The 18,877-nt window shown below is 63.2% G+C and carries 12 protein-coding genes; 10 read left to right on the top strand and 2 right to left on the bottom strand.

Translation table 11 applies throughout. The annotated features are described in order from the left end of the window. Nucleotides 1-2: 2 nt before the first annotated feature. Both AB6809_RS31785 and AB6809_RS31780 read left to right on the top strand, forming a co-directional pair. Nucleotides 3-1,283 carry a sel1 repeat family protein gene (locus AB6809_RS31785; RefSeq protein WP_371028025.1) on the top strand — a complete coding sequence of 427 codons (1,281 nt, stop codon included), beginning with the start codon at nt 3-5 and terminating at the stop codon, nt 1,281-1,283. A 104-nt stretch (nt 1,284-1,387) separates the two neighbouring features. Further along, complete coding sequence (locus AB6809_RS31780; RefSeq protein WP_307260897.1) at nt 1,388-2,368, top strand: sel1 repeat family protein; 981 nt, start codon at nt 1,388-1,390, stop codon at nt 2,366-2,368. Between the two features lie 95 nt (nt 2,369-2,463). On the opposite strand, the gene AB6809_RS31775 is transcribed toward AB6809_RS31780, so the two are convergent. Continuing rightward, a complete protein-coding gene (locus tag AB6809_RS31775; protein WP_029971583.1) occupies nt 2,464-3,216 on the bottom strand; it encodes a 2OG-Fe(II) oxygenase in 753 nt (250 codons plus the stop codon). A gap of 178 nt (nt 3,217-3,394) precedes the next feature. Here AB6809_RS31775 and AB6809_RS31770 point away from each other — a divergent pair, with 178 nt between their 5' ends. The 8 genes from AB6809_RS31770 (at nt 3,395) to AB6809_RS31735 (ending at nt 16,156) form a co-directional block, all read left to right on the top strand. Next, nucleotides 3,395-4,285 (top strand): MaoC family dehydratase N-terminal domain-containing protein, encoded by an 891-nt coding sequence (locus AB6809_RS31770; RefSeq protein ID WP_051154154.1) that lies wholly within the window; start codon nt 3,395-3,397, stop codon nt 4,283-4,285. Between the two features lie 291 nt (nt 4,286-4,576). Further along, nucleotides 4,577-6,382, top strand: a complete 1,806-nt coding sequence (locus AB6809_RS31765; protein WP_029971585.1) for a DUF2138 domain-containing protein — start codon at nt 4,577-4,579, stop codon at nt 6,380-6,382. Nucleotides 6,383-6,409: 27 nt separating this feature from the next. Then, complete coding sequence (locus tag AB6809_RS31760) at nt 6,410-7,174, top strand: DUF1175 family protein (RefSeq protein ID WP_035570709.1); 765 nt, start codon at nt 6,410-6,412, stop codon at nt 7,172-7,174. After that, on the top strand, nt 7,171-11,988 hold the full coding sequence (locus AB6809_RS31755; protein ID WP_371028024.1) for an alpha-2-macroglobulin: 4,818 nt from the start codon (nt 7,171-7,173) through the stop codon (nt 11,986-11,988). Before AB6809_RS31760 ends, AB6809_RS31755 begins: the two co-directional genes overlap by 4 nt. Before the next feature lie 13 nt (nt 11,989-12,001). Beyond that, entirely contained in the window at nt 12,002-13,819 is a 1,818-nt protein-coding gene (locus AB6809_RS31750; protein ID WP_029971589.1) for a DUF2300 domain-containing protein, read from the top strand. Further along, a complete protein-coding gene (locus AB6809_RS31745; RefSeq protein ID WP_029971590.1) occupies nt 13,816-14,709 on the top strand; it encodes a YfaP family protein in 894 nt (297 codons plus the stop codon). Before AB6809_RS31750 ends, AB6809_RS31745 begins: the two co-directional genes overlap by 4 nt. A gap of 22 nt (nt 14,710-14,731) precedes the next feature. Continuing rightward, nucleotides 14,732-15,529, top strand: a complete 798-nt coding sequence (locus AB6809_RS31740; protein ID WP_029971592.1) for a YfaP family protein — start codon at nt 14,732-14,734, stop codon at nt 15,527-15,529. 261 nt (nt 15,530-15,790) lie between these two features. Continuing rightward, complete coding sequence (locus AB6809_RS31735) at nt 15,791-16,156, top strand: hypothetical protein (protein WP_029971593.1); 366 nt, start codon at nt 15,791-15,793, stop codon at nt 16,154-16,156. Nucleotides 16,157-16,277: 121 nt separating this feature from the next. Here the strand turns inward: AB6809_RS31735 and rpoD are convergent, their stop codons facing one another. Continuing rightward, on the bottom strand, nt 16,278-18,272 hold the full coding sequence (gene rpoD / locus AB6809_RS31730) for an RNA polymerase sigma factor RpoD (RefSeq protein WP_029971594.1): 1,995 nt from the start codon (nt 18,270-18,272) through the stop codon (nt 16,278-16,280). Between the last annotated feature and the right edge of the window lie 605 nt (nt 18,273-18,877).

Here is an 18,877-nt window from a genome sequence, read left to right as displayed (position 1 = left end):
CCATGAGACGAGGCATTCTTGTCGTCCTGCTGGCGAGCCTTGCCTGCGCCTGCACAAAGGAGAACCCATTGACTTCACTGCCTGACCTGAGCGCGGTGCGCGCAAATCTCGCCTTTACCTGTGTGCATGAGGCCGACCACCTGCCGCCGCTCGATTCCGATGCGGACCAGTTGTTCAAATACGCCCGCTGGCTGCAAAAGCAGGACGGCCCGAAGGACGTCAGCGATATCGCGCGGTATTACCGGATCGCGGCAGCCCACGATCACTACAAGGCCAACACCAACCTTCAGGCGCTGGTGTCGACGGGATTGGCCGATTCACCTAACGCACAGACAGAGGCGGTCGATCTGGCGGTGCAACTGGTGAAACAGGGCGTGCCGGGCGGCTATTACGACATCGCGCATTACCTCGAACTCGGCTACGGGCTGAAGCAGGATAGCGTGACGGCCTTGCGCTATTTCCGCAAGGCGGCGGATCTCGGTAGTGCAGATGCGCAGTATTACCTCGCGGAGAAACTGTTCCCAGTCGACGCCGCACCGGAGGTTGCGCTGCAAATGTACCGGTGTGCAGCCGACCAGGGACATGGCAAGGCCGCGACCTCCCTCGCCGATGGTCGTGCGGCAGAAAAATTCTACGGCGAAGCAGTCAAGGCTTTCCAGCAGGGCGTCATGGCGGGAGACAGCATGGCCGCGTCGTTTATGGAAGACGGTTTCAAGGGCCCACCATCGGACGATCGCCTGAACTACCTTGCTCTTCAGAATGATCCCGAACGCTCGCGCCGCTACAGAGCGATCCGCAAATTCCTCGACGACAACGAAGGTTTGAATCCGAAAGTCCCCGATGTCGACCAGATCGTGCCGCTGCCGCCGGCGCAACTGCCCACATGGGACGGCACGTTCCAGTGGCAGAAGGAACAGGACGCGGCCAAGCCGCCGCAGAAGCCTGCCGAATCGCTCGTTGCAAAACTGGCGCGTGAGAAGAATCTCGACCCGGCGACAGGGCTGCCACTCGCGCCCGCCAAAACCGCAGAGGCCGAACGCGTGCCGCTCGGCACGGTGGTGTCCACGGGCGCGGTATGTCCGCAGGACGGCATCTGGAGCGACGGGCGCTGGGCAGACCGGAATCTCGAAGCGACATGCCGTTTCAGAAAAGGCGAAACGATGCCGCAACTCGCGATGAAGAATCCCCGGCCCATTCCGGGACTCGACGCGCTGCTCGGCATGCGCATTTACCGGACCAATGCGCGCTGGCGTCTTGTGGCTTACACCGACGAGACAGCCTGAACCATGTATGAAGCCGTTGATAATTCCGGGGCAATTTCATGAGGCGAGGCGTTGTTGTCGCCGTGCTGGCGGCGCTTGCCTGCGCCTGCACAAAGGACAACCCGTTGACTTCACTGCCTGACCTGAGCGCCGTGCGCGCGAATCTCGCCTTTACCTGCGTGCATGAGGCCGACCACCTGCCGCCACTCGATCCCGATGCGGACCGGTTATTCAAATACGCCCGCTGGCTGCAAAAGCAGGACGGCCCGAAGGACTTCAGCGATATCGCGCGGTATTACCGGATCGCCGCGGCCCACGATCACTACAAGGCCAACACCAACCTTCAGGCGCTGGTGTCGACGGGACTGGCGGATTCACCGAACGCACAGAAAGAGACGGTTGATCTGGCGGTGCAACTGGTGAAACAGGGCGTGCCTGGCGGCTATTACGACATCGCGCATTACCTCGAACTCGGCTACGGCCTGATGCAGGATAGCGTCACGGCCCTGCGCTATTTCCGCAAGGCGGCGGACCTCGGCAGCCCGGATGCGCAGTATTACCTCGCCGAGAAACTGGACCCTATCGATGCCGCCCCCGAGGTTGCGCTGCAAATGTACCTGTGTGCAGCCGACCAGGGACATGGCAAGGCCGCGACTTCGATGGCTATCGGTCGTTCGACAGAAAAGTTTTATGCCGAAGCCCTCAAGGCTTTCCAGCAGGGCGTCATGGCGGGAAACCGGCAGGCGGCGTGGGCTCTTGAAAATGGCTTTGAGGTAACTCCGCAAAATCGAGTGCTGTATTACCTCGATGTTGAGAATGATCCCGAACGCTCGCGCCGCTACAAGGCGATCGGTAAATTCCTCGACGACAATGAAGGTCTGAATCCGAAAGTCCCCGATGTCGACCAGATCGTGCCGCTGCCGCCGGCGCAACTGCCCGCATGGGACGGCACGTTCCAGTGGCAGAAGGAACAGGACGCGGCCAAGCCGCCGCAGAAGCCTGCCGAATCGCTCGTTGCAAAACTGGCGCGTGAAAAGAATCTCGACCCGGCGACAGGGCTGCCACTCGCGCCCGCCAAAACCGCGGAAGCCGAACGAAGCCGTTGACCATTGAGAACATGCAGGCCATTGCTGTCTCGCGTGGTGGGCGTTGCCTGTCCCGGCACTACGTCGATTGGCAGCAGGTAACCCGCACAACCCCCTCAACTCCCATCATGAAAAATAACCCCCACCGTACACCTCCGCCCCGACCGTAACCGGCTAACCCCATGCCGCAGATTCACCCGATACGCCCCGCGCGTGCCCTGCACAGGCCGATGATGAACTGCGAACACCACGGCGTCTCCCTTGCGCAGCGGCACGACTTCCGTCCGCGATTGCATCCGCGGACGCTGCTCGGTCATTACGAATTCGCCGCCGGTAAAGTCGTCGCCGGGCTCCGACAGCAGAATCGCAACCTGCAGCGGGAAAACATGCTCGCCGTAAAGGTCCTGATGCAGGCAGTTGTAGTCGTCGGTGGCGTATTGAAGGATCAGCGGTGTAGGCCGCGTCTGACCCGCGGCATGACAGCGCTCGATAAACTCCGCGTGCGCCGCCGGATAGCGCACATCGATTCGCATCACTTCATTCCAGCGATTCGCCACCGGCACGAGATGCGGATAAAGCCCGTGGCGCAACTCCGCGATCAACGGCGGCAACGGATACGCAAAGTACTTGTATTCGCCCCGCCCGAAACCGTGCCGCGCCATCACAACCCGACTGCGATACAACTCCTCGTGCGGATATAACGCGGTGAGCGCGTCGCATTCGTCGCCGGTCAGCAGCTTGGGCAACATCGCGCATCCATAGCCGTTCAGTTCTTCTTCGACGTTGAACCAGTCGGTCGCCTCGATGCGCGGTGCAAGCGAACTTGCGTGAGCCGGGTTATGGCGCGACGGCTTCGCCACCGTATTCATGACTGTCTCCCTCTGCGATATACGAACGATGATTCAGTGTAAGCGCGTGTCCGGCGCCGCGCACTCCGACTCTTGCTCTGCAATTCTCATCGATGCGATAGAACGCCGAGCTTTGCGGAACCGTATCGCGTCGTCCATAGTACGTGCTGCGAGTCTGAATGCTCACCGGAGGCATGCCATGTCCGATGTAATAGAAAAACTCGACGATTGGCTCGGCGCAGAGCAAGTCGCCAAAGACCACATCACCGCGTTTCCGCTGGCGGCCCTGGCCGCGACGCTGAATCGCGAGGAAACCGGCGATACCATTCCGCCGCTTTGGCATTGGCTCTATTTTTTGCCGATCTCGCCGCTCTCCGAAGCTGGGCCCGACGGCCATGCGAGGCGCGGCGACTTTCTGCCGCCGGTGCCGCTGCCGCGCCGCATGTGGGCGGGCGGCCGCTTGACCTTCCATGCGCCGCTGAAAGTAGGCGAGCACGCCACGCGTACGTCGACGATTGCGAACATCGAAGAAAAGACGGGGCGCTCCGGCCGCCTCGTTTTCGTGACCGTGCAGAACACGATCGAGGTCGACGGTCAATTGAAGCTCGAAGAAGAGCACGACATTGTCTACCGCGATGCGCCGCCGGCAGACGCGCGGCCGCAGCGGCCTCAACTCGCGCCGGAAGGCGAAACGTGGAGCCGCACCATCGACGCCGACGCCGTCATGTTGTTCCGCTATTCGGCGTTGACCTTCAACAGCCATCGCATTCACTACGACCAGCCTTATGCGACGCAGGTGGAGGGCTATCCTGGGCTGGTTGTGCACGGTCCGTTGATCGCGACGCTGCTGGCCGACCTCGTGCGCCGCGAACAACCGGAAGCCACGCTGCAGAGTTTTGCCTACAAGGCGCTTCGCCCGACTTTTGCCGGTCAGCCTTTGAAGGTGTGCGGCACGCCGTCGACGGATGGTAAAACCGTCGAATTATGGGCAAAAGATCATGAAGGATTTTTGACGATGCGGGCGACGGCGGCAATTGGCAAACTTCAGAACGGAAGTGATTCCGTTCTGCATACGCTGCGCGGCATTTAAAATTGCGCGTAATCCAAAGACCCGGCTCGTGTAGGTTTTTTGCCTCTAATGAAAACGATATTGCTGCACGAGTTGTGGGGCGACTACCGCATTAGCCGACTGGCACGGCGACGCACGGTTTTATAATCTCCTGCTGCATTAATCGAGGTCAGCTCGATTTTGTTAAATGCAGTTTCGGCTGTTGTGCGGTTAAAAATATCGGTTATCATCGCTGCCTTCAGCGATCGGTTACGGCGGCTTAATGCGACCGGCATCGACGTTAATATCGTCGCATCGAACAGAAAAAATCAGATGAAGATGTCGCGTAAAAAGATTGCAATCCTCGTGGCCGTGCTTCTGATCGTGGCTGCCGTCGTCATTCAGGCGGTGTGGCGTCCATTCGCACATCGCAAGGCGGCCAATACCGGGGAAGTCGTTCTCGATATTCACCATCCCGACGCGGTGATCGACAGCGAAGCACTCTCGCGTTTGCCGCGCGATATGTTGCGTGTGCCATTACTTCACGACGTGCTCACGCAAGACTTCGTCGACTATTACGAATCGGCCAATACGCGCCTTTCCGCCGAAGGTGCTTTGCGGCGCCTTGCATTCGAACATCAACTGGACTGGCGCGACGAACTGATTCGCCGTGTTTTCGATGAACCGGCGCATGTGCTGCTGTGGCGTTCGCCGGACGGCCGGCTCGGCTACTGGATCATGTCCATCCGCCGCAACGGTCTTGCGAAATTGCTGCAAGGCGTGGGCAACGTCGCTGCAAGCGACTCGCAACTGAGCCAGGTCGCGAAGCTCTCGGGCGACGTGCCGGTCTATGCATTGAAACTTGCAGTCGGCCGCACGCTTTTGTTCGCGACGAAAGACGACCGTCTGGTCGTGCTGTCCGCGCCGGGCGTGCTGCTCGACGAAAAGGGCAGTGTGCTGAGCGAACGCGCCGATGCTGTGTCCGACATGCTCTCGTCCGGTCGCGACGATGCCGCGCGCGCCTATCGGCTGGATGCGGCCGGCGATGCGCCGAAGGGTCATCGTCTGATCGTGTCGGCGAATTATCTGTCGTTCGGCTATCAGGCGTTCTTTTCCGGCATCGACGCATTGCGCTTCGATTTTTCGCCGAACGGCAACGCCGCGGCGAGCTGGCGCACCTCGGCGTTGATCGATCCTGGCAAGCTGCCGCAGCAGTGGAACAGCGCTGACTTGTGGCGTGCGTTGCCGGCCAACGCCGCGGCGTGCGCAAGCTTGCCGGCGGACTGGAAAGAGGCATCGGCGCTATTGGGCAAGGTCGCCGATGGCGGCGATGCGGCCGCGGCAATCGGCGATCGTCTGACAGGACCGGCGGCTGTCTGCTGGTACGCGAAGTCGACGCTGGTCGCGCCGGTGTTCATCGCGCGCGTGAAGGCGCAGGATGCCGCGTCGATCGCGGCGCTCAAAAGCGCGCTCGGCAAGACGTTCGGCGACGTGATCGGCGCCTATGAAGCGAAGGCGGCGAAGGTGGACGGCAACAACGCGGGCTATCGCCGCTTGCCTGTCAGCACGCGCGAGCAGGGCGCGGATGTCACCGTGTGGCAGCGGCCGGTCAGCGCTCGCTCGGGCACGGCGTTGAGCAGCAAGGCGTCGTTCGCCTCGCAGTTATCGGCGGAACGCTATTTCCCGGTGACGCTCGCACTCGCGCACGGCTATGTGATTTTTTCCCCCGATGCGCGTCTCGTCGACGACACGCTCGCGGTGCTCGACAAGCGTTACCCCGCGCTCGCCGATACGCTCGCGCCGGAGCGTTTGCCGCGCACCATCCTCACGCTGACGCCTGCATCCGCGGCCGCGCTGATCGAACGCGAAGCAGGCGCCGCGCTGCCGGCCGATCAGGAGGCCGTATTCCGCAACGCGTCGCGTACGCATTTGACGCCGAAGCTGCGCGCGCTCGCGCACTATCCGGCGCTGTCGTTGTCGCTGCCGCAGAGCTTGCCTGGCTCGACGGGCTGGGTGCCGGTCGAGTGGTGGTTCGATCGTGCGAAGATCGATGCAAACAACGATGCCAGCGGCGACACCGCGTCGAACAACGCCGCGACTCAGGCGCCCGCGGACCAGCCCGGCACCGAGGGCGATTAAGTGCGCCGCCTTCGTGTAGCAGGCGCTATGCGTGCGCCTCGCGAGGCGCAAGCGGCGCGAGGAGTCGCGCTCGCGGCCTGGGATGCGGACACCGCAAGCGTCACCACGGCTTCTCGCCGCGCATGCCTCTCGCGCATCGCCACGTTTTTCGCACTAACCGCCGTCGTGCCCTATGCACACGCGCTCGGCATCACCACGACAGCGCCCGCTCCCGACGCACTCACCACTCAACAATCCGCTGCGTTTCGCGCGTGGTTCACGCGCATCGTCGATCAGCAAATGCGCCGCGGCCCGACGCCGCGCTGGACGCAACGCGACTGCGCGGGCCTCGTGCGCTTTGCCGTCGGCGAAACGCTGCGCATGCACGACAGCAAATGGCTGCGCGCGAACGGCATGACCGGTCTTGCGGACACAAGCAGTCTGCCGCCCGAACTGCAACTGTCCGCATCGCAGCGCACGATCGCGAATCGCTGGACGCAGATCGACGGCTCGACGGGCGCATATGCGTCGGCCATCGCGCTGATTCAACGCAATAGCCGTTTCGTTTCGAAGGACGTCAACCAGGCGCTGCCGGGCGACCTGCTGTTCTTCGATCAGGGCGACGACCAGCATCTGATGATCTGGCTCGAGCGCTACATCGCTTATCACACAGGCACCGTCACGCCGACCGATACCGGTCTGCGCGCGGTCGCCGTTTCCGACCTGATGCAATGGAAAGATTCCCGCTGGCAGCCGCTCGACGGCAATCCGAACTTCGTCGGCGTGTTTCGTTTGGACTTTTTGACACCATGACCCGAATGAATTCCGTTGTCGCGATGAGCCACTGGTTGCGCAGCACGCGCCGTCGCTCGGCACTTATCCTGGCGACGCTGCTTGCGGCCATCGCGCTCGCGGCGACAAGCAGCGCCGCATTCGCCGGCGACGACGCATCGTCGAGCGCTGCCGCCGCCGAGTCCAGCATCGCCGCGAATCCCACCTTGAACGCCACGCCGACGAGCAACTACAGCTCGCAGAAGGTGGACGGTCAACCGTTCTTCCTGCTCTCGGATGCGAGCTTCGGCAGCAATCAGACGGCGCAGGTTCGGCTCGAAGCGCCCGGCCGCGATTTCAAGGACGCATTGCAGCCCTACGGCGGCGCGGACATCGTCGTGTATCGCGTGGGCAAACCGCTCGACTTTCTGAAGGCGCAGAAGAATTTGCATCGGCTGAATGTCGCGCCGAATTATCAGGGCGAAGGGCTCGCGAACACGCTCGCTTATTTGTGGGACCGCTGGTTCACCGAGGCGCGCCGCGCATGGCAGCGTGTGCTTTCGTTCGCGACCCGCAGCAAGGCAACCGAAGCCGCGCCGCAATTCAAGCTCGGCGAGCAAACCGGCAAGCAGACGCAATTTGAACAGAACTCGCAATTCGCGCCGCTGAAGGGCTATGACATGGTCGCGCGCTTTCGCTATCCGATCTGGGACGCGAAAGTGATCGAGCCGCCCAAAGGCGTGAACCTCGCGGGCAGCAGCAGTAACTTCATCGAGGCAAGCGCGGGCAACGTGATGATTCCGGTCGGCAAGCTGCCGCCGGGGCTTTATATCGTCGAAGCCGTGATCGGCAACTATCGCGCGCATACGCTGCTGTTCGTGTCGGATACAGTCGCGGTCGTGAAGGCGGCATCGAGCGGAATGCTCGTGTGGACCACGCGGCGCGACAACGGCAAGCCGGTCGCGAATACGGACGTGAACTGGACCGACGGCGTGGGCGTTTTGCAAAGCGGCACGACGGGCGGCGACGGTGCGCTTCTGCTGCAACACGTCAGCCCCGAGCGCAGCTATGTGCTCGGCGTCGATCCGCAGGGCGGCGTGTTCGTGTCCGAGAACTTCTATTACGACAGCGAGATCTACAACACGAAAATCTACGCAGTCACGGACCGGCCGATGTATCGTCCGGGCGACCCCGTGCATGTGAAATTCATCGGCCGCACGTTCCAGAACGCGACGCAATCGTCGGCGCCCGCGGAGGCCGACATCAAGCTCGACGTGCTCGATCCGAACGGCTCGCCGGTCGCGACCACGAAGGCGCATTTCGCTTCCGATACAGGCGCGGACACGTCGTTCACGCTGCCCGCCGACGCGACCGCCGGCGGCTACACGCTGCGCTTCGACTACAACGGCGACGTGTATGGCAGCGCGTTTCGCGTCGCCGAATACGTGAAGCCGCATTTCGACGTCAACCTGTCGATGGATAAAGCCGACTACGCAACCGGCGAGCCGCTGAAGGGCAAGATCCAGTTGCGCTATCCCGACGGCAAGCCAGTGCGCGACAGCAAGATTTCGGTCACGCTGCGGGCGCAGAAAGTGACGATCGTCGACGGTGAATTACGCTATGCGGGGCTCTTTCCCGTCAAGCTGGAGCAGCAGGAACTGAAGACCGACAGCGACGGCAACGCAAGCCTCACGCTGCCGGCCGCGACCGAGCCGAGCCGTTATGCGCTGACGCTGTTCGCGCAGGACGGCGCCGCGTACAAGGTGCGCGTGACGCGCGAAGTGCTGATTGCTCGCGGCGCGACGCCGTATCGCCTGACAACCGCGAAGTCGTTCTCGCAGCCGAAGGAAGCGGTGAGCTTCGATCTGCAAGCGCTGGCCGCGCTCGACCCCGCAGCGCACGCGCCGGCAAAATGGGAGTGGACGCGTCTCGAATCGCAAACGCATGCCGAAGGCACGTTGAAGAGCGAAGCGAAGAGTGAGTCCAAGAGCGCGGGCGGCAAGCTGTCGTTCGCGGTCCAATTCGATCAGCCCGGTTCGTACATGCTGTCGGTGAAGGACGATAGCGGCAATCTGCTCGCCGCCGTCAGCCATTGGGTCGCGGGCGACGGGCTCAAGGCGATTCCGGGCAGCGTCGAGATCGTGTTCGATCGTGACAAGTACAAGATCGGCGATACGGCCGAGGCGCTGATCACTTTCCCGTTACCCGTCGACGATGCGTTGCTGACGCTCGAACGCGATAACGTCGAGCGGCGCGCGCTGCTGAGCGCAGGCGGCGACTGGCTGCAACTGCAACGCGTGACGCCGATGCAATGGAAAGCGCGCATCAAGGTCGGCGAGGACTTCGCGCCCAACATGACGTTCTCGGTGCTGTACGTGCATGCCGGCGAATACGCGTTTCAGAACGCGGGCATCGTGGTCGCGCAGCCGCAGATCGAACTGAGTGTGAAAAGCGACAAGCCGGTGTACGGTCCCGGCGACACGGTCACGCTCAACTTCGACAGCACGTTGAACGGTAAAGCGGAAGCGGCGAATCTGACGGTGAGCGTGGTCGATGAAATGGTCTACGTGCTGCAGCCGGAGATCGCGCCGAACATCGTCGACTTTTTCTATCATCCGCGACGCAACAACGTGCGGACCTCGTCGAGTCTGTCGTTCATTACCTACGACCTCGCGCGTTCGCCGCTCAAGGGCGCGCCCGGCGGCCCGCAACGCGCGAACTACAACGAGCGCGGCGTGAAGGTGCTGGAACGGCCGCGTCGCGACGATCAGGACACGGCCGCGTGGGAAGGCAATCTGAAAACCGACGCGAGCGGCCATGCGACGATGACCTTCAAGATGCCGGACTCGCTCGCGCGCTGGCGCATCACCGTGCGCGCGGCCGCGCCCGACGGCATGGTCGGTCAGCGCACCGCGTATGTGCGCTCGGACAAGGCGCTGTATCTGAAGTGGAGCGGGCCGTCGCGTTTCCGCGTCAACGATCAGCCGGCCATCGACATGATCGCCTTCAATCAGACCGAAGCGGATATGGACGCGCAGTGGCTAGTCGAGGGCGGCGGTCTGTCGCTGAATCAGAAGGTCACGCTCAAGCGCGGCGCGAACTATCTGCGTCTGCCGAGCGGCGCGTTGAAGGCCGGCGTGATCAACGCGAGCTTGCGCCGCGGCGATAAGGACGTGGATCGCTTGCAGACCACAATTCGACTCGACGCAAGCGGCTGGCTCGATCTGCACCAGAACACCGTCACACTCGACGGTACCGGCAAGCCGCTCAATCTGCCGCAAGACGCGCAGGACGTGAGCGTGCGTTTCGTCGGCAATGCGGCGAGCCAGTTCATGCGCGTGGCCGACGATCTGATCGACTATCCGTATGGCTGCGCCGAGCAGACGTCGAGCCGGTTGATTCCGCTCGCGCTTGCACACGACGCGATCGGCCGTGGTGACAACGCCAGTTCGACGCAGGGCATCGAAGCGTTACTGCGCAATCAGCGGCAACGTCTTGCGATGCTTGCGGGAGTCGGCGGCACGTTCGGCTGGTGGGGCGACACGACCGGCGGCAGCGCGCTTATCACGGCCTACGCGTATTACGCGGACTGGCTCGCGAGCCGCAGCCTCGGCATCAGCTTGCCCGCCGCCAACTGGCAACACGCGATGGAGGTGTATCGCGACGCTGGCGCGAAAGAGCCGCTGTTGCATCCTGCGTTGGCGCTGTGGTTCATGCAGCAGATGGGCTTGCCGGTTGCGACACCGGTATCGGGCGTCGCGGCTGACTTGATGAACGATGCGGCGGCCACGGCGAAAGCATCGGCTCGCGCTGCGGCCAATGCCGCATACAGCCCGACGGACAGCATCGTGTTCGCGCAAGCCGACTCGCCGCGCGGCAAACAGATGGCGACACTGCTTGTCGCGAGCATGGCACGCGGTACGGGCGCTCAAATGCCGGACGGTTTCGATGCCGCGGCAAGCGCGGCACGCGTCGCGTTGGGCAACGATCCTGCGCCGCTCGTGCAAAGCCTGCTTGCGATGTCAGGCGATGCTGCGGGCGTCGATGCGACCGCGTTGCTGGCGAAAAGCAGCGCCGACTACCCGACGCTCGACCGCGCGTTGACGCTGCTGTGGTTGCGCAAGGCGCTCGGCGGCGACGTGGCCGCTGCGTCGTTGCCGTCGCTGCAAGGCGCGGGTTGGACGCGCGCTGCGACAGCGACCGGCACGCCGTTGTGGAAATGGACTGGGCCCGCACTGCCGTCCGCGCTCGACGCAGGCGCCGCGCGCGCGGACGTCAGCGCAATCGTCTCGTTCCGCAGTCATGCGAGCGAGGACAGTCGCCTGAACATCACGGTCGCGCGTCGCTTCTACAAACTCGAGCCGCTCGAAGTGAAGGCCGATCCGAAGAAGCAGGGCGCCGCCGAGAGCAGCGTCGGTCGCTCGGCGTTCACCGCACGTCTCGTGAAATCGGGCGATGCGATCGACAGCAATGCGCTGTACGTCGACGAAGTGACGCTCACGCCGCGTTCGGGCAACGCCTATCACTATGGGCTGCTCGACGTGCCGCTGCCGCCTGGCGGCAGCGTCGAAGCGACGAGTTGGGGCGTGTCGATCGACGGCTTGCCTGGCGAGAAGGAAGGCGAGAGCGGGCCGCAACCGTTCGCGCGCGCGGCATCGTATGAAATGGGCGAGCTTTCGTATCATCAGCCGGTGCCTTTGCTCGACCGTCCGGTCGCGTTGCGGCAACTGGTGCGCTTCGCATTGCCGGGCACGTTCGCGCTGCCGCCCGCGCGCTACTTCCGCATGTATCAGCCGGATGCGAAGGCGTTCGAAGGCGGCAAGAGCGATCGCGCGACGACGTTGCGCATTCAATAGCGAGGCGTCGGCAATGTTCCTCGGCACGCTCGTCAGGTCGGTACGCGGTCGCGTTGCAGCAAGGCGACGGACCGCGTTCGCCGTGGCCGCGATGTGCGTGTTGTTTGCAGCGAATGTCGAGCGCGGGTATGCGGCGGTGGCGTTGGCATCGGCGTCCGCTTTCGTTGCGTCCGGTGCCGCGTCCAAACAGGCGTTGCGCTTTGCGTGGCTGCGTGATGGACAAAGCCAGCTTTGGCAGGCCGACACTGGCGGCGCCGCTGTCGGTCTCTCGCCGCAATCCGCCGTGCCGTTGCCCGCGACATTGGAGACGCCGCTCGGCAGCGTATGGAAGCTCTTCGTCTACGGCTATCTCGTGGACCGCAACATCGCGACGCCGGACTACACATGCAGCGGCGGCGATCCCGAAGAAGTGTATTGCTGCATGACCGGCGGCCGTATCGATCGCGAACACGCACTCGTGCAATCGTGCGGGCGCTTTTTCGAGCCCGCGCGCCTGCAACTCGATCCCGTCGACTGGCGCAAATACTGGACCGCCGCGAATGCGCCGGCCTGGCTGCGCAATCTTCACGCGATGACTCCGACGCAGCGCGTGCCCGTCGCGCAACTGCTTGCCGCATTGCAGGCGACGCCGGCGCGCCCTCGGGAAGCGGCGGCAAGCACGCTGGTCTCGGTGCTGACGAGCGGCCGGGGCGAAGGCACCGTGTCGCTCTACGGCAGCCTGCTGCGCGCGAAGACCTGGACGATGCCCGACGCGGCGCGGCCCGGCGCATCGATCGGCGGCGCGGCAGGCTGGCTCGCGGACGGCACGCCGATCTGGCTCGGCGGCCCTGGCGGCAGCGCGCGCGTGCTCGCGTCCGCTGCGCCGCGCATCGCGCCGCTGCTCACGCAAGTCGCTGTGCCCGATGACGGCGCATGCGTCGTCGTCGATTTTTTCAGCCGCTATCCGATTCGCGAAGTGCTCGGCGAGAAGAGTCCGAAGCGACCGACGGCGATGGTGCCCGACGGGCCGCTGAACGGCGAGTTTCGCGTGGGCTTTGCGAACGGCAACTGGGCGCGCGTGACGAGCCGCGGAGAACTGCGGCTCGATCGCAATGCGGCGGGCGTGCCGCAACTGATCGGCCGCTTCGGCATGAACGACTATGTGGCGCGAGTGGTCGAGCGCGAAGGCGACACGGCGCAGCCGGAAGCGGCCAAGGCGCTGGCCGTGGCGGCGCGCACTTACGCCGTACAGCATGGCGCGCATGATCACGGCTGCTTGCGTATCGACGACAGCAGCAACACGCAGCGCGTTCTGCCGCGTGCGCCGACCGCAGCGGCGCGCCGTGCCGCGGACGTGACCGACGCGCTCGTGCTCACCGGCGTGCCCGTGCAGTATCACCACGACAAGGCCGCACCTGGGCAAATGAGCTGGCTCGCCGCGAAGGCGTCCGCGCAAACGGGACTGACGTTCGACGCGATCCTCGCGCGCACGTGGCCGCAGGCGACGCTGACTTCGTTCCAGAGTCCGTTGTCCGGCGATTGCGTCGCGGTGGCCGGCGCGCGCGAATGGCTGCAGCGCAACGCGCCGTTGTGGGCGCGGCGCATGGACGGCGCAGCCGGCTACGAGACGCCCGATTTGCCGGCGGTCTGCGCGGTCCGCGAAGGACGTCCGTATGCGGATGCGCAGCGCAATCGCGTGTATGTGTATCGCCTGCAGAGCGAGGAAGATCGCATCGCGCTCGCACATGAATATGTTCACCTCGCGTTTCAGCACCATCCGCGTGGGCTCGATGAAGATTTCGTCGAGCGCACCGCGCGCGTGCTGATTCGTACCGACAATCCGATCCAATGAACGACGTGACGTTTTTATTCCGGTTGAGGCGGTCTTCGGCGGCGAGTTGGGCTCGCTCGCGTGTCGCGACGCTGCTGGGTGCGGCTGCTTTGGGCGTGGTGGGCACATTCGGCGCGGGTCTTTTCGCTGACGCCTACGCGGCTGGGAAAGACGGCGCTGTCGCCGATCTGACCGGCGCGTTCGGCGGCTGGCGTCATAGCGGGCTGACGAACGAAGGCGAGCAATTCGTCGCGGCTTATCCGCGGCCGCCGATCGATCGCGGCGCGCAGCGCTATCGCACGCTGATCGAAGGACGCCTCAGGCAGATCGACAAGCACGCGCGTAAGCCGCCGACGCTCGTCGTCAACGGCAATGCAACGCCGCTCTATACCGACGACGAAGGCGCGTTCGCGCGGCCGTGGGCGTTCGGTGCGGGCTCGAACAGCATCGAACTGATTTCCGCCGATGGCAGGCAGCGTCAGCGCATGCAGTTTTACGAAGCGGACCGCAGCAAGCCGCAGGCGAAGCTGCGCGCGATGGTCACGTGGGACGACCCGCATGCGCAGGTCGATTTGCATGTGATTACGCCAGGCGGCCTGCACGCGTTCTTCGGCAATCCGACTTTGGAAGACGGCAGCGGCTTCGACGTCGATTCCGTGGACGGCGCGGGGCCGGGGATTTTTTCGTCGGCGGCGCCGGAGCATGGCACGTGGCTTTTCTTTCTGAACTACTGGGGCAATTTCGATTCGACCGGCTACAACTTCGACGCCGCCGCGCACGACCGCGACGTGATCACCGCGACGTTGACGCTGGTCTTCAACGAAAACACGCCGAACGAACGGCGCGAAACGATGATGGTGCCGCTGCGCAAAATCGGCGACCTGATGCTCGTGAAGAGCGAGCGACTTTGATAGCGGGACGGGAGCAGTAACGATGAAGCGCAGAACGACGGGATGGATGAACGCGGGCCGCGGCTTGCTGCTGCTCGCATGCTTGCAGGGCATGTCGGCCGCGCAGGCGAGCGACATCGACATGAGCGCGCCGCTGAACGGCTGGCGCAATACCAGCGGAGACAACGAACGCTATACGCAGGACGTGCATTATCCGGCGGTATCGGTGGCGACGCCCGAAGGGCAATCCAGATTCGCGCTGATCCAGGGGCAGATTCGCAACGCGCCGAAGAAGAACGGCAACACGGTCGGTACGCTGGTGGTCGATGGCACGCCGTTGCCGCAACGCATCGAAGAGGACGGCAAGTTTTCGCGGCCCTATGCGTTTCCTGCGGGCAGCAACAGCGTCGAACTGCGCGCGCCGGACGGCAGCCGCAAGCGCGTACAGTTCTACGACGCCTACAGCGGCAAGACGCAGCCGAAGCTGCGCGTCGTGCTCGCGTGGGACACCGACGGCACGGACCTCGACTTGCATGTAATGTCGCCCGACGGCGCGCATGCATGGTACGGCGAGCGCGTGATGCCGAACGGCGGCGCGCTGGACGTCGACGTGACGACGGGCTATGGGCCGGAGATTTATTCGTCGGCCGCGCCGTTGAAGGGCACCTATCTCGTCTACGTGAATTACTACGGCAGTGGCAGCGGCCGCAGCGACATGACGGTCGCTCAGGTGACGATCATCAGCAACGAAAACACGCCCAGCGAAAAGAGCGAAACGATCCGCGTACCGATGCGCAAAGCCGGCGAACTGACGCTTGTTAAGACGTTTGTGATGCCTTGAGCGGTGGGTGTTTGTTCGCTTGCGTACGATCGAGCCGCAGCACGTGCACGCGATGAAAACTGTGCGCGCTCAGACACTTGAGCGAGTCTTGCGCAGGATATCCACAGGCTTGTTCCCAGTTTCTGTGGACAACAATGATAGTGGTGTTGGGCGCTTGCACTTACCCTCCCTTACAGGGCTTCAAGTTTCAGCCGGTCACGGTCGATACAGCTTGTAAGCGGCTCTGCGCCGCAAGCCTTGAAGAAACGAACGGAGGTTGCAATGCAAATCGACAGCGCATTGCCGTCGACATCACAAGCCACTGCTCGTGCAGCGAAGAATGCTTCGTTATCGTCTGCCGGCTCGGGCGATGACGCTGCGTCGCGCTCCTCTAACTCGAACACGTCTGAGCAGGACGCGGCTGTGCATATCTCAAGCGAAGGCGCCGCTGCGGCGGCTCTTGCGCCTGATGCGGCAAGCGAAGGCGCTTCGGGTTCGGACTCGTCGGCGGTGAAGTCGTTTGCGTATGGCACGCTCGGACTCGAACGGCCGGATCAGCCGCACGAAGAGCGCAATGCTTTTTACACAGCGGGACGTTGGCTCGCGGCGGGCATCGCCCTTGGCGGCATCATTTCGCTGCTTATTTGACTGTTCGCGAGCGTGTCCGGCTGAACGGACGAACTGCTGCTTGAGGACTTGAGGATTTGAGGCGGGGCGCGCTTGCCGTGCGATGTGCACGGCAAGCGCGATGTGATGCGGAGGTTGTTGCTTAGCGGTCGAGGAACGACTTCAGTCGATCGGCACGGCTCGGATGCATGAGCTTGCGCATGGCCTTGCTCTCGATCTGGCGAATGCGCTCACGCGTGACGTCGAACTGCTTGCCGACTTCTTCCAGCGTGTGATCCGACTTCGTGTTGATGCCGTAGCGCATACGCAGCACCTTCGCTTCGCGCGGCGACAACGAGTCGAGCGCGTCGTCGATGGCGGCGCGCAAGTCGGCTTGCATCGCCGCATCCGCCGGCGACGAAGCCGCCGAGTCTTCGATCATGTCGCCGAGCGTGGCATCGCCGTCGTCGCCAACAGGCGTTTCCATCGACACCGGCTGCTTGGCGATCTTCAGAATGCCGCGCACCTTCTCTTCCGACAGATCCATGCGCTCGGCCAGCACCGACGGATGCGCTTCCTGACCCGTCTGCTGCAGAATCTCGCGCGAAATGCGGTTGAGCTTGTTGATCGTCTCGATCATATGCACCGGCACGCGGATGGTGCGCGCCTGGTCCGCGAGCGAACGCGTCACGGCCTGACGGACCCACCACGTTGCGTACGTCGAGAACTTCCAGCCGCGACGATATTCGAACTTGTCCACCGCTTTCATCAAGCCGATGTTGCCTTCCTGGATCAGATCGAGGAACAGCATGCCGCGATTGACGTACTTCTTCGCGATGGAAATGACGAGACGCAGATTCGCCTCGATCATCTCGCTCTTCGCCTTGCGCATCTTCGATTCAGCCGCGACCATCTGGCGGTTGATCTCTTTCAGATGCTTGAGCGGCAGCGAAACGGTGGCTTCGATGTCGATCAGCTTTTGCTGTTCCGACTGAATTGCCGGCAGATGGCGCTCGAGCGCCGCGCCGTACGGCGTGTTGCCGCGCGCCGCACGCTCGGTCCAGCCGAGGTCGGCTTCATGACCCGAGAACGATTCGATGAACTTCTCGCGTGGCATGCCGCTCTTCGTGACGACGATCTGCAGAATGTTGCGCTCGATTGCACGCACCTGCGCGACCTGATGCTGCACGTCGCCGCACAGACGGTCGATGGTGCGCGCCGTGAAGCGGATCTTCGCGAGATGCTGCTGGATCTCTTCACGCGCCTTCTGGTACGCCTTCGAGCTGACGTCGCCGCGCGTGTGCGACGCGTTCATCTGGTCGTACAGAATGCCGACTTGCGCGAAGATTTCGAGGCAGTCGCTCGTGAGCTGCTTCAGGCGTGCTTCGTCTGCCGCCGACGAGTCGGCCGGGCCGACGTCGTCGTCGCTATCGCTGTCGTCGTCTTCGTCGGCATCCGCGTCGACATCGGCTGAGGCATCCGCGCTGGCGGTTTCTTCTTCCGCAGGGACGTTGTCTTCGTTCAGGCCGTCAACGAGTTCGTCGATGCGCAACTCGCCGTCCGCGACTTGCTGGGCGCTGGCCAGAATCGCGGAGATTGCGAGCGGGCATGCGGCGATTGCCTGCACCATTTCGTGCAGGCCGTCTTCGATGCGCTTCGCGATCGCGATTTCGCCCGCGCGCGTCAGTAGCTCGGTTGCGCCCATTTCGCGCATGTACATGCGCACCGGGTCGGTCGTGCGGCCGAACTCGGAGTCGACCGTGGACAACGCGACTTCGGTTTCTTCGTCCGCCTGATCGTCGGAGACGACAGCGGGGGCGTTCGAGTTCAGCAGCAGCGTTTCGGCGTCCGGGGCCTGCTCGTAGACCTGCACGCCCATGTCGTTGAACGCGCTGACGATGCTGTCGATCGCCGCCGTCTGCGCGAAGTTATCGGGCAGGTGGTCGTTGATCTGGGCATGGGTCAGGTAGCCTTGCTCCTTGCCCAACTGGATCAGCGCACGCATCTGGCGCTGACGCTCTTCGGCTTGCTGCGGCGGCAGTTCGGCCGCCACGGGGATCGCTTTGCCCGCACCCTTGCCCTTGGGCGTACGGCCCGACGGAGCCTTTGTGTAGGCTGCGGTTTCGTGTTGCGAATCTTCGCGATCAAAAGGGTTCACGTATTCTCCTCGAGAGGCTTCGCTATGAGACGCAAGACGCGACCGTCAGGCGTTTCGAGCATGGCTCAACATCACCTGAGTGACTCAACGCGGTTATAAGGCTGTGTGCTCTGGGGAGCAAAAAAGATGAGCCCGCTTGGAGCGGGCCGATAGAATGTGCGAAATTCGCGCGGCTCGCATTATATACGAGCTTGCGCCTTCGCGCGCATTGTGCGCAGCAATTCGTCGCATGTTGTTGCCGGTCTTCATACTGTGCGCGACCGACGAATGGCAGACCTGTAACTATAGACCAACTTGCTCGTGTTCACACGAGTGCGTTGTCCCAGGTTGCCCTCGTCGTCCTATGTGGAAGCTCTCTATATATATGTAGCGCGCGAACGTGACGAGCGTCGTGCGCGCATGCAAAAGAAAATTCGAGGAGGGGGTTGACGGCTTGTCACTCGATCTTCATAATCTCGCTTCTCTGCTGCTGATGCAGCGACGCAGAACGAAGCAGTGCCGGGTGGTTGAAGCGGGCGCTGCGAAGTATGCGAACCGATCTTTAAAAACTAACAGCCGATAAGTGTGGGCGCTTGATGCGCGACGCGCGCCGGGTTGCGGGGTTT

The organism is Paraburkholderia sp. RCC_158 (assembly GCF_041355255.1).
Classification (GTDB): Bacteria; Pseudomonadota; Gammaproteobacteria; order Burkholderiales; family Burkholderiaceae; genus Paraburkholderia; species Paraburkholderia graminis.
Note: the sequence above shows the minus strand (reverse complement) of the source record. Positions and strands in the feature narration are given on the sequence as shown.